This window comes from Thermomonas brevis, from assembly GCF_014395425.1.
GTDB lineage: Bacteria > Pseudomonadota > Gammaproteobacteria > Xanthomonadales > Xanthomonadaceae > Thermomonas > Thermomonas brevis.
The window spans coordinates 1143820-1155817 of record NZ_CP060711.1 but is presented as its reverse complement, the minus strand read 5'-3'; the positions used below and the strand labels follow the sequence as shown (position 1 = coordinate 1155817).

At 62.4% G+C, this 11998-nt stretch carries 12 protein-coding genes and 1 pseudogene; 6 read left to right on the top strand and 7 right to left on the bottom strand.

Annotated elements, in window-relative coordinates; genetic code table 11:
- Positions 1-115 precede the first annotated feature (115 nt).
- Positions 116-178: pseudogene (locus H9L17_RS16300) on the bottom strand (DUF4113 domain-containing protein); the annotation flags it as partial.
- A gap of 258 nt (positions 179-436) precedes the next feature.
- Here H9L17_RS16300 and H9L17_RS05420 point away from each other — a divergent pair.
- Together H9L17_RS05420 and H9L17_RS05415 are read left to right on the top strand one after the other, a co-directional pair.
- The gene (locus H9L17_RS05420) at positions 437-3127 is read left to right on the top strand and encodes a UvrD-helicase domain-containing protein (protein WP_187571324.1); all 2691 of its coding nucleotides are present in this window, start codon (positions 437-439) and stop codon (positions 3125-3127) included.
- Entirely contained in the window at positions 3124-3495 is a 372-nt protein-coding gene (locus H9L17_RS05415; RefSeq protein ID WP_187571323.1) for a hypothetical protein, read from the top strand. The genes H9L17_RS05420 and H9L17_RS05415 overlap by 4 nt, the downstream gene beginning before the upstream one ends.
- A 6-nt stretch (positions 3496-3501) precedes the next feature.
- Here H9L17_RS05415 and H9L17_RS05410 read toward each other — a convergent pair whose 3' ends face one another.
- A complete protein-coding gene (locus tag H9L17_RS05410; protein ID WP_187571322.1) occupies positions 3502-3969 on the bottom strand; it encodes a hypothetical protein in 468 nt (155 codons plus the stop codon).
- A gap of 703 nt (positions 3970-4672) precedes the next feature.
- Between H9L17_RS05410 and H9L17_RS05405 the strand changes: the two genes are divergently transcribed.
- From H9L17_RS05405 to H9L17_RS05395, 3 genes are all read left to right on the top strand, one after another.
- The gene (locus H9L17_RS05405) at positions 4673-5311 is read left to right on the top strand and encodes a hypothetical protein (RefSeq protein WP_187571321.1); all 639 of its coding nucleotides are present in this window, start codon (positions 4673-4675) and stop codon (positions 5309-5311) included.
- 59 nt (positions 5312-5370) lie between these two features.
- Complete coding sequence (locus tag H9L17_RS05400; protein WP_187571320.1) at positions 5371-5790, top strand: hypothetical protein; 420 nt, start codon at positions 5371-5373, stop codon at positions 5788-5790.
- Positions 5791-5891: 101 nt separating this feature from the next.
- On the top strand, positions 5892-6563 hold the full coding sequence (locus H9L17_RS05395) for a hypothetical protein (RefSeq protein WP_187571319.1): 672 nt from the start codon (positions 5892-5894) through the stop codon (positions 6561-6563).
- 200 nt (positions 6564-6763) lie between these two features.
- Here the strand turns inward: H9L17_RS05395 and H9L17_RS05390 are convergent, their stop codons facing one another.
- The 4 genes from H9L17_RS05390 to H9L17_RS05375 all read right to left on the bottom strand — a co-directional run bounded on the left by H9L17_RS05390 (position 6764) and on the right by H9L17_RS05375 (position 9968).
- Positions 6764-7468, bottom strand: coding sequence for an abortive infection family protein (locus H9L17_RS05390; RefSeq protein WP_187571318.1), 705 nt, complete (start codon positions 7466-7468; stop codon positions 6764-6766).
- A gap of 276 nt (positions 7469-7744) precedes the next feature.
- Positions 7745-7945, bottom strand: coding sequence for a hypothetical protein (locus H9L17_RS05385; protein ID WP_187571317.1), 201 nt, complete (start codon positions 7943-7945; stop codon positions 7745-7747).
- 62 nt (positions 7946-8007) lie between these two features.
- On the bottom strand, positions 8008-8217 hold the full coding sequence (locus H9L17_RS05380; protein ID WP_187571316.1) for a hypothetical protein: 210 nt from the start codon (positions 8215-8217) through the stop codon (positions 8008-8010).
- A gap of 173 nt (positions 8218-8390) precedes the next feature.
- The gene (locus H9L17_RS05375) at positions 8391-9968 is read right to left on the bottom strand and encodes a GMC family oxidoreductase (protein ID WP_187571315.1); all 1578 of its coding nucleotides are present in this window, start codon (positions 9966-9968) and stop codon (positions 8391-8393) included.
- Between the two features lie 126 nt (positions 9969-10094).
- On the opposite strand from H9L17_RS05375, the gene H9L17_RS05370 reads away from it, so the two are divergent.
- The gene (locus tag H9L17_RS05370) at positions 10095-11456 is read left to right on the top strand and encodes an NTP/NDP exchange transporter (RefSeq protein ID WP_187571314.1); all 1362 of its coding nucleotides are present in this window, start codon (positions 10095-10097) and stop codon (positions 11454-11456) included.
- A 10-nt stretch (positions 11457-11466) separates the two neighbouring features.
- On the opposite strand, the gene H9L17_RS05365 is transcribed toward H9L17_RS05370, so the two are convergent.
- The gene (locus H9L17_RS05365) at positions 11467-11934 is read right to left on the bottom strand and encodes a hotdog fold domain-containing protein (RefSeq protein WP_187571313.1); all 468 of its coding nucleotides are present in this window, start codon (positions 11932-11934) and stop codon (positions 11467-11469) included.
- Between the last annotated feature and the right edge of the window lie 64 nt (positions 11935-11998).

Sequence of the window (11998 nt, the reverse complement as noted above, 5' to 3'; positions counted from 1 at the left end):
GCATCCGCATCCGGCAGCGACTCGTAGAGTTTGCGCAGTTCCAGCGAAGCCTCGTACCCCTCGTTGGCGACGCAATCCGCCGCTCACCAGGAAGCGCACCCCCGACCCGCCACCCGGTGGTGCCAATGCCCATGGTCCCGCGGCCCCATTTGGCGTTGATGCGGTCCATGACATCCATGTTCCGCTCGCGCTTCACGTCGGGGCCGAAGAACAGATCGGCTTGCCGCTGGTTGGCCCTCACCAGATCCGTCAAACCGACGCCGCCGCGCAACGCAAAGGAACGCTTGGAACGCGCCCTGGGATCCGATGATGGCGCACGGCGCCGTGGTGGCAGTCCCGTAGTTCAGGGTGGCAGTCCAGGCCTGGGAAAGCGGCGGCAGTGCCTCACGTGGCAAACTGACCCCGAGGAGACAGGGGAGCGCGGGGCAGGGGCTAGATGGAGTTTTTGATCTTCATTGGGCTGGTATGGCTCATCGGGACGATTTTCGGCAACAAGAAGCCCAAGATCGCGCCGCCACCTCCGGTCGATCCCGTTCTTGAGGCAGAACGGCGGGCCAACCAGAAGCGGGAAGACGACCGGTTCAAAGGCGCGTTCGACCAATGGGTGGCGCATCTGTCGGCCGTGGTGAGCAGTGGGCGCTGGATTCCCAAGGGAACCGTAAGGCGGTTCCTGGCCCAGCACCCCGCGCCCACGCACCCGCGCAAGACCTGGCAGCAGGCGGTCGGCCAAACGTCGCCCGAAGAGACCTTGCGGCACCAGTTCGATAAGGTCAATGCCACCCACCTGGCACGCCAAAAGGTGGTGCGAAGGGACTTCTTCAACTCGGTGGAGAAGAACCCGCTGACCGACGAGCAGATCCATGCCTGCATCTGCATGGACGACAGCGTCATGGTCGTGGCCGCCGCAGGCTCTGGCAAAACCTCCACCATGGTGGCCAAGACCGGCTACGCCCTGCACGAAAAACTGGCCACGCCCGAACAGATCCTGTTGCTGGCGTTCAACAAGGCTACGGCTGAAGAGGTGGGGCAGCGGATTGCCGAGCGGCTACGCGACGTGCCCCAAGTGGACAAGGTGCGCTCCAACACCTTCCATGCCTTCGGCATCGAAGTAATCGGCAAGGCCACAGGTAAGCGACCGTCGCTTGCGCCTTGGGTGGATCCTTCCAACCCTGGGGCGGACATTCGGGAAGTGTCCGACATCATCAAGACCTTGTCGAACCAGGATGCCACGTTCAAGCGTGACTGGGACCTGTTCCGCACCGTCTATGCGCGCGACGTGGGCAAGTGGGGGCAACCCCAAACGCCTGACGCCTATGCCGATGGCCAGCGGGGGTTCCTTACCGCCCATGGCGAAATCGTCAAGAGCAAGGAAGAGCGAATCATCGCCGACTGGTTGTTCTACAACGGCGTGGACTACGCCTACGAGCGCGCCTACGAACACGACACGGCTGACGAGCACCATCGCCAATACTTCCCCGATTTCTATTACCCGGGTGCCAACCTCTATCACGAACACTTTGCCCTCAACGAAGTCGGCGAGGCACCCTCGCATTTCAAGGACTACCTTGAGGGCGTGGAGTGGAAGCGCCAACTCCACGTGGACAAAGGCACAGTGCTGGTCGAGACCACCTCGCACGGCTTGTTGGTCGGACAGGCCATTCCCGATCTGGAAAAAGCGTTGTTAGCGCGTGGCGTCAAACCAGTGTTCGATCCCACACGGGAAAGCATCGGGTTGCCCCCGGTCGACGAGGCGGATCTGGCCCGGTCGTTCCGTGTATTCCAACAGCACGTCAAGAACAATGGGCTGACCCATGCCCAACTGCAGGCAGCGTTGAAGGAGCAGTCCGAGGACGGCTACGGCGCACGTTTGCGCATGTATCTGGCCATCTACGAACGCATCGCCGCCGAGTGGGAGCGTCGCTTGCGGGCGGGGCAGTTCATCGACTTCGAGGACATGCTGATCCAGGCAGCCACGCACGTGGAATCCAGGGCCTACCAAAGCCCCTATATCCTCATCTTGGCCGACGAGTTCCAGGATAGTTCCCGCGCCCGCATCCGGCTATTGAAAGCCCTGGCCGGCAACCCGGGCGTGCCCACCCACCTGTGCGTGGTCGGCGACGACTGGCAGGGGATCAATCGGTTCGCCGGCTCCGATATCTCTGTCATGACGGAGTTCGAGAAGACCTTCGACTTCGCCACGCGACTGACGCTCAACACGACATTCCGCTGTCCGCAGCACTTGTGCGACGTGTCGAGTACCTTCATCCAGGCAAACCCCGCTCAGATCAAAAAGAAGGTCAAGACCACCAATCCACTAACCAAGACCCCCATGCTGGCCTACGGCTTCTCCCAGGAAGACGCGATCCCCGGCTACATCGAGCAGCAACTGGCCGACATGCACCGCTATGCCGCAGCGGGCAAGCTCCTACCGGCCAAGGGCAAGCACATCACCATCTTGCTGTTGGGCCGCTATCGGCGCGATATCCCGGACGCGTTAGCGCAGTGGCAGAAGCAGTTCGGCGACCGTTTGAAGATCGACTTCAAGACCGCCCACGGCTCCAAGGGGTTGGAGGCCGAGTACGTCTTCGTTCTCAATGTCCTCCAGGGCACCCATGGCTTCCCCAGCCAGATCCAGGACGACCCCGCGCTGCAGTTGGCCATGCCCGCACCCGATCCTTATCCCTTCGCCGAAGAGCGCCGCTTGTTCTACGTGGCCATGACCCGGGCCAGCAAGCAGGTGCGCTTCTACACCACCCTGGCCCAGCCCTCGCAGTTCTTGGTGGAACTCGTCAAGCGCAAGTACCTGACCATTGAACCTCTGGACGGGGAGGGCTTGGAACCCTGCGCCCGTCCAGGATGCGGGGGCGTCATGGTGCCGCGTGGCGATGGCTCATTCCTGGGCTGTTCGCAGTTTCCGTCCTGCAACCAGACACGCAAGGTGGCCGATCCGGCCGCTGTGCGCAGATCCCAGCGCATCACCGTGCCGGTGGTGGCTGGGCAAACCTGTCCGGTGTGCGAACAAGGCGTGATCCAGGAGAAGAAGAGCAAGAATGGCCCTTTTTATGGATGCTCGCGTTTCCGCGACGGCTGCAAGGCCACGGCTAACATCCCAAGGACAAAGGCATGATCCGCGACCACAACCTCACTCCACCCCGCAAGAAGTTGGCCCCCTTAGTCAAGGTCAAGCTAGCGGCGTCCGCGCTTGCCGCGGTCCTGGCCGAACGCATGAGCGAGGAAGAGGTGGGGCGGATGTTGCGCGAAGCCACCGGCACGCAGTGGTCAATCTTGACCTCCATACAGTACCTGCCGGGCAAGGAGGCGTTGGGCGTTATTGCCCAACTACCTGATGACTGGGCCGAAGACGGCATGACCAAGGAGGGCCTGGAAAGCATTACCAAGGCGGCTGCATTTCTCGTGGCCAATGGCCATCCCAAGGGTACGCCCCTGTGCGCCAGTGACATGGCCAAGCAGTACAAGGGCCAGAAGACAGTCTAGCGGCGACTAATCCTGTTCGCCGTCCACCAAGCTGCCGCCGGTTGCAATTTCTGCTAGGTCGCTCGGGATGTACTTCGAGTGGGCGCGTTTCAAATACTCCAGCTCACTGTCGGAGTCCGCTTGATAATCGAGTTGCTGGCTGAAGAAGTTCAGACGTGCCCGAGCATCGCTCAGGATCTCTGACCATGTCTTGGCCCATACCGTGATGTTCAGTTCGTCGCTATCAAAGACGAGTCCGTCGGGGCGGTTCTTCTGGCGGGCCTTGAGCCGAGCGTACTCGTCCATGTCGTTTGCAACGATCATGAAGGTCCACTTAGTGCGGCTCTGATGGAATCTATTGTCCTTTGCGACAGCGATGGCATAGCTCTCAATCTGAGCCAAGAACTCTGGGTTGATCTTTTCGCTGGCTCGCTTCAACTCAACCACCAGGTATTCGCGCGTGTCTTGTGTGGGCTGGATGGAACGGGCGAGCATGAGATCGATGCGGCCCCCTTTGTCTCCTTCTCGCACCATGGAGTATGTGAGCGAGAAGGCGGAACTGAAAATCTGCGGCCTGAAGTAGCGGTTACACGTGATCTGTGATCTGGGCCTTTGGTCTCATGCGACCTGTCGGCTGCGGCTCCGCCCTGGATACATCGTGTCTGTCCACTGCGCGTGGCTAGTAAGCATTTCCTGACCCGACGCCGCGCTGTTCACTGATGGTTTCGGACAGCAGCATCTAAGACACTAGCTGTGCCGCCTGCGAAGCCAGATCGGAACAACCGCTAACCGACGAATAGTCAGGTGCGGCCGTGAAGCTCGCCGTCCAGGATGGACAGGGCGGTTTCCACCGACGCAGTGCTCCAGCCCTGGCGGCGAAAAGTGCGCGCAAGTCGTCCTAGACCATCCCGCCCTGCAGCAGCTTCCAGGTCCGGGAGATGAAGCCTGACGTGTAAGTCGGATCGCTCTTGTTGTTGATGCATACTTGTCCGCAACTAGGGGGGCATGCATGACAACAAAGTCGAAACCGGCCAATCGGAACGTAACGCCCGGCGACATAAAGAGGTACTTGGATGACGCTCTACATACGGTAGATATCTACAAGCGATGGATAGCGAGCGCGCCATATCTACTAGCCGACACCAAGCCATACTTGATGTGCGTTCTTATGCATGCATCGTTGGATTACAGCCGCGCCATGCTGAAGCTCCTCAGAGATGATCCTGTCGGGTTCTGTGCAGTAGGTCCTGCCTTGCTCCGCCCCCAGATTGAGACCTTCATACGTGCTGGATGGATCTACTTCAACGCCGAAGAAGCTCAAGTCACAGAGTTTTTGCGAAACGATAAACTTCGGCGTCGGAAGCACAAGGACGGGCAGAGGGCCTCATCGAGTAATCCCTTCAACGGTGAAAATTTAGATGATTTTCTGGATCGCAAGAACACGATGAGTATTTCTGCCATCGCTCAAGCCTTAGAGGGGAAGCTTAGAGAAAAAGGCCTAGAAATAGACCTCGCAGCTTATGTTGAAAGGGAAGATAAGATGCCCAACGGATTGTGGGCTGGACTCAATGGATTGCTGCACGGTGGGAACATACTACTCAAATTTTACATGGCAGACGATTCACCGCTCCCGACGATTGGGACGGGGCCGCAGTTCACCAATACTGTTGTAACGACGATCATAAGTGTAGACTTGGCATTCAAGTCGGCGGGGTTGGTGGGCCACGCCGTTCGCGATAGCAGCCCCACCCGAAAAGAAGCACTGGTGAATGCAATGATCACTTTCCGAAGTCGCCACGACACATTGATGGCACGACTGACCCAAAATCTGCATTGACCTGACCAGGTCGCATGGAGCCTCTCGGTTCCCCTGGTCGGGGCTAAGAGAGAATTTCCATGACGACATTGAAGAATTGCGGCGATGACGTTCGCCCGCCGAAATCTAATAATAACAAGCAAGGTGCCGCAGATAAGCGCTCGGGCGCCAATCCACTTGGTGCCTTGTATTCTCGCCTAGGCGATCCTGGGTTGGGTAAGGGCTATGCCGCCTTGTCCGATTTCGCCACCGCTGAAGAAGGGGTTGCAAAGGCACAGGCCGAGGCAACGGGCCGCGTCTACTCAGAGTTGGCCGGCAAGGCTGAGACCGAAACTGAGCGCGATAAGCGCCAAGCGGGGTTTGAGGGGGAGTTGCGTCGTCAGCGTCAAGAGCAATGGCGGCGCGGCGAACGGCGGAAAATCCTCTTCAAGAATCTGTCGGCCTCCTGCGGCGCGTTGGCCTTGGCATTCCTCGGCGCTGCGGTCTTTCGCGGTCGATGAGTAGGTGAGTCTGGCATTGGTCACTCACAGGCGCCTTCCGCCGTTTCGCTTACGGCGGAAGGTTTCTCCGAAATACGGCACACTTCCCCCGAAGGGGAATCATGGCTGACTCCAAGAACCTGCGGCAGCGCGCCAATGATGCGTTGAAAGTCTTGCACCAGACACGCAATACGCTGTCTGACATGGGCCATATCGGCTCTGAGCGAACGGCTACGGTCCTGCCGCTTGTGCTGGCCTCGATGGATACGGCCGAGGCCATCTACGCCTTGCTTATCAACCAGCCGGAGAAGTCCTGGGTGGCCGCGCTCATCATGCAGCGGGCGCAGATGGAGTACGTGCTGCGGGCAGCGTTCTTTGCCAAGGCGGCCAGCGAACGAGAAGTCGCAACCTTCCGCCGCACCGGCAGGATCGCCAACCGCGGCAAGAACAAGCGCTATCTGGCCGATGTAGCCAAGGAAGCCGCCGAACACCTAGGTTGGGACGAAGACAAGCTGCTGCGAACGGTCAAGAGCCATTACAAGGATCTGTCGGGTCTGGTCCATGGTGGCAAGGAAGTGTTGGCGATCTACACCCAACACGATGCCTGGGGCGACATCACCATTGAGTGGGACGAGCTGATCGAGGCCGTGGATAACATCCTGGTGTTCGTGCAGCTCGGGCTTGGGGTGGCCATGTCGCTGTCACCGCTGGACCCCGAGTCCATGGACCGACTGGTGCGGCCACCCTACGAGGCGGCGCACGCCTACTTCGGGAAGGGTGGGCCAGCGAACTAAAACACCCGTCTCACGTCCGATCGCTATCGCATGTACGGAGCCGAGATCGAGCTAGATCAAGTCCGCACTCGGCTGGGTGCAGACCGCTTGAAGCAGAACGCTACCCAAGAAGGCCTTTGGAAGCCCAGGACTCCAGCGCCGACGATGGAACAGGAGTACGACCAGGTGTTGCGACGGCAGCAGGGAATGCAGCGTTAGTCTTAGCGGGTCTGGTGGTCGAACGAGTCCAGCAGATACAAGGCCAATGTGCCTGCAAGGTTTACGCTCAGCATGGCTTCGCCCGGACTCGGCGTTCGGGCTGTGGAGGTGGATCCGTGCGCATCGCCGATCTTGCTCCGAAGTGATCCGATCTCCCGCATGATCGTATCGAAGTGCCCAAGGATGGCCGAGTGTTGGCCGTCGAAGGAGTCATCACTCAGTTGTTGAACCGCAAGCTCGAATAGCTTTTTCCGGTTCTCAGGCGCGGCTTGGCCATCTTGTTCGACAATCCATTTCAGAACGGACTCAAGGAAGCTGTTGGCCGCAGTGATCGCCCCCATGGGGTCATGCTTGCTTCGCTGGATGGCGCGATCCCAGTTGTCTCGCAGCACAGTTCTGTTATCGCTTGCGGCAAGTTCATCGACGAGTTGCTCGACGACCTCTGCTGGGCCGATCTCCTCAGCTAGCGCTTCTTCGCCGGCGTAAGTGAGACCGCCCCTCGTAACCACGGTTTTGCAGTACATCTGACCACCGTAGCTCTCCATAATGGATATCGCATCACGCACATAGCCAATATCCTTGGCATGCATGACAGCGTTGGCAATAGGTTGAAACCGCTTCAACTCTTCCAATGTGCTGTCATTCGGCTTGAAAGTTTCGTTCCCAGATCGAACTTGCCTGAGTACATGCAGGAGCCTGACTTCCATGGGCGAGGGATGCTGTTAGTGAAAGCAGCAGTGTAGGCCAGCATCTGAATCTAAGCAGTGGGGCTTAGATCGGCCATCCCAATACAAGCCGGGTTCGCCACGCTTCCAGCCGGCGCCACCACGGCATACGCCGCCCAAGGTTCACTACCAAGTTGGGCGGCCGGACGTAGACGGTCCAGCCAGCGGTATGCGCCACCCAGCGCCACACGTACTCCCGTTCTTCGGCCGGGGCAAAAGTACCCTCCATTGCCTCGAGCAACACCATTCTGTGTGGCCTTAGCCACCCTGCGGCACTGGTGTATCAGCGCCGGCGATCATGAAGCCCAGGGAGCGTGGGCCTCGGGTCTGCGTAATGACAGGCGGTTTGGCCACCGATGCATCGTTCTGGCCCATGACCCAATCGGCTTCCTCGCCTTGGGGATCGATCATCATCGACGCCAGGCTGGCGGCGAGGGCGGGCAGGGGGACGGATAGCATTCGGCCTCCCTTGCCGACCTGGATCTTGCCGTGATGGCCATCGTGGATGACCCCTTGGGCGATCAGCGGCGGGCGGCTTCGGCCGGGTCCTGTCGCTGGGGCGTGGGCGTGCCCTTGTCGTCGTAGGCCGGCCCCATCATTGAGTCCAAGACCTGACCAATCTCCTGCGTGTTCAGGCCCAGACGGTCTTCTCCAAACCGCTTCTCCAGCTTTTTCAGGATCCACGCCCCATTGGCATCCAGGGCGGCCTGCTTGTCGGTGCAATACGCCATAAGTAGCTGTCTGCCGGGTTGCCGCGATCATGCCACGCGCCGAGCCGAGCCTGTGTTGGAAGATTGGTTGGAAGAATATTGGAAGAAATGTGTCGGTTTGGCGGGGTTTTTGGCGGGTTGGCAGGGTGCGTCGCGTGGCGTTCTTCAATATGAAAACAGGCAAAAAATGCGGGTCAACTTGCTTTTATGAGGTCCGCAGCGCGCTCGGCAATCATGATCGTCGGCGCGTTGGTGTTGCCGCCCGGAAGATCCGGCATCACCGAGGCGTCGACCACGCGTAATCCTTCGACGCCGCGCACGCGCAACTCCGGATCGACCACCGCTGCGTCGTCGCCGCCCATGCGGCAGGTGCCGATGGGGTGGTAGACGGTTTCGGCGCGGTTGCGCACGAATTCGATGAAGTCGGCTTCGCTGCGCGGCGTTTCCCTCGGGAAGATCGGCGCGCCGCGGTACGGATCGAACGCCTTCTGCGACAGCAGTTCCAGCGACAGCTTCGCGCATTCGACCATCATCTTCATGTCGAAGCCTTCGGCGTCGCCGAGGTAGTTCGGGTCGATCAGCGGCTTGTCGCCGGCGCGGTCGCTGGCCAGCCGCAGCGTGCCGCGGCTGCGCGGGCGCAGGAAGCAGGCGTGCAGGGTGTAGCCGTCGCCGGGCAGGCGGTTGCGGCCGTGGTCGTCGATCATCGCCGGGATGAAGTGCAGCTGGATGTCGGCGCGTGCGTCCGGCGCCAGCGCCGAGCGCACGAAGCCCGCGCCCTCGGCCACGTTGCTGGTGCCGGGACCCTGGTGGCCGCCGAGGAAATACTGCAGCGCCGTCTTCACCTCGCTGATGCGGTCGTAGCTGACCGGCTGCGTGCAGTGCTGCAGGGTGGTGACGTCGAGATGGTCCTGCAGGTTGGCGCCGACGCCGGGCGCGTCGTGCAGCACGTCGATGCCGAGCCGGCGCAGTTCGTCGGCCGGGCCGATGCCGGACAGCATCAGCAGCTGCGGCGAATTGATGGCGCCGCCGCTGAGGATCACTTCGCGCGCGGCCTCGAAATGGAAGCCTTGGCCCTTGATCGAGCAGACCACGCCGTTGGCGCGGCCCCTGTCGAAGGTGATGCGGTTGACGGCGGCATGGGTGCGGACGGTGAGGTTCGGGCGTGTCTTCGCCGGATCGAGATAGGCCACCGCCGCAGAGCAGCGCGCGCCGTCGCGCTGGGTCACCTGGTACAGGCCGACGCCTTGCTGGCGCGCGCCGTTGAAATCGTCGTTGACGTCCAGTCCGCGTTGCTTGCCGGCATCGATGAAGGCGTGGGTGAGCGGGTTGACGTGGCGCAGGTCGGACACGGTGAGCGGGCCGTCCGCGCCGTGCCAGGCGTCGCCGCCGCGTGCGTTGCCTTCGGCGCGCTTGAAGTAGGGCAGCACGCTGTCCCAATCCCAGCCCGGGGCGGTCTGCGCCCACGCGTCGTAGTCGCCGGCGACGCCGCGGATGTAGCACATCGCGTTGATCGAGCTGGAGCCGCCCAGCAGCTTGCCGCGCGGGCACCACAGCACGCGTCCGCCGAGCTGCGGCTGCGGAACGGTGGCGTAGTCCCAGTTGATCGATTTCAGCCCGGCGATCTTGGCGAGGCCGGCCGGCATGTGCACGAACGGGTGCCAGTCGCGGCCGCCGGCTTCCAGCAGCAGCACCTTGACCGAGGGGTCTTCGCTCAGGCGGTTGGCGAGCACGCAGCCGGCCGAGCCGGCGCCGATGATGATGTAGTCGAACACGCGCTGTCCCGCTGCGATGACCGGTCGAACCTATGCGGCGCGGCTAGAGCAATTGCTCTTACGCGGGCTGGCGCCGGAGGCCTGCCAGCGGTTACCGTTGCGCATCGCTGACCGCCTCCGGCAACCATGTCTCAACGCCCCGCCGCCACCGGCAGTCTCGGTCGCTTCAAAACCGCGCTGGGCGAATCGCCGCCGCTGCTGTGGTCGTTCCTGTACTTCTTCTGCCTGCTCTGCGGCTACTACGTGCTGCGCCCGGTGCGCGAGGCGATGGGCGCCTCGTCCGACGTGTCCGCGCTGTTCCCGCCGGCGATGATCGGCTTCTTCGCGGAGCGCGGCATCGCGCTGAAGGAACTGCAATTGCAGGTGCTGTTCACCTGCACCTTCCTGATCATGCTGGCGCTGCAGCCGGTGTACGGCTGGCTGGTCAGCCGCTGGCCGCGGCGGGTGTTCCTGCCGGCGGTGTACGGCTTCTTCATCGTCACCCTGCTGGGCTTCTACGCGCTGTTCGACAGCGGCGTGCCGGGCCGCGGGATGGCGTTCTTCCTGTGGATCACCGTGTTCAACCTGTTCGCGGTGGCGGTGTTCTGGAGCTTCATGGCCGACGTCTGGTCGGACGTCGAGGCGCGCCGCTACTACGGCTACATCGGTGCGGCCGGCACGGTCGGTGCGATCCTCGGGCCGATGCTGACCCGCGCGCTGGTGGAGCGCATCGGCATCGCCCACCTGATGCTGGTGTCGGCCGGTTTCCTGATGCTGTGCATCGTCTGCCTGCTGCGGCTGCGCCGCTACGCGGTGCAGCGTGAGGCGCAGCGCAAGCTGGCCAGCGGCGAAGTGCCGATGGGCGGCACCGTGCTGGCGGGGCTGCGGCTGATCGCCAGGGAGCCGCTGCTGCGCTGGCTGGCGGTGCTGTGCGTGTTCGGGGTGGGCGTGGGGACGCTGCTTTACAACGAGCAGGCGGCGATCGTGCGCCAGTTCTATCCCGACCCGAAGGCCGCCACCGCGTATTACGCCGGCATCGACCTGGCGGTGAACGTGCTGACCCTGCTGATCCAGCTGCGGATCACTCGCGCCCTGCTGTCGCGCTACGGCATCGCCCCGGCGCTGCTGATCCCGGCGTTCGCCATTCTGCTGGGCTACGCGATGCTGGCGGCGGCGCCGTTGCCGCTGCTGGTGGCGGTGGTGCAGGTGGTGACCCGCAGCAGCGAGTTCTCGTTGAACAAGCCCGCGCGCGAGACCATCTACACGCGGGTGGCGCGCGAATGGCGCTACAAGGCCGGCGCCGCCATCGACACCGTGATCTACCGCGGCGGCGACCTGACCTTCGTGTGGACGCACAAGCTGCTGTCTGGCTTCGGTTCCACCGCGGTGTTCGGCGTCGGCACGCTGGTCGCGGCGGCGTTCGCCTTCGGGGCCTGGCGGGTGGTCGGCGAGGCGAAGAAGCTGCCGGACGCGCGCGGCGGCGAAAGAGAGGGCGAACGGGCGGGTTGATTCCGCCCGGTCAACCTTTCGGCGACACCCACATCGCGATGGTCGCCTTGAACACGGTCTCACCGGCCGGATTCTCCACCACGACCTCGAACGGCAATTCGTAGCCTTCCGCCGCCTCGCGCGGCGCGAACGCGGGCGTGGCGGTGGCGCGCATGGTGCCGACCGCCTTCTTGAGGTAGGCCACGGTCATGCCTTTCGGGATCCAGCGCATCGACGCCGGGATGCTGACGTCGCAGCCCAGCCCGCCGGTGAACTCGGCGAGGTTGCACAGCGCGATGGCGTGCACCGTGCCGATGTGGTTGGTCACCGCGCGCCGATGCCTGATGGTGGCGACGCAGCGGCCCGGCTCCAGCGCTTCGATGCGCGGCGCGATGCTGGAGAAGTAAGGCGCCTTCCAGCAGACCAGCTTCGAGAACAGCCACTTGCCGCCGGGCTTGCCGGACAGCGTGCGGTAGGTCGACAGGATCCGGTGGCTCATGGCGTGTTCCGATCGTTTCCTGGATGCGGAAACGGCGGGCCGAGGCCCGCCGTCCGGTTGCGAT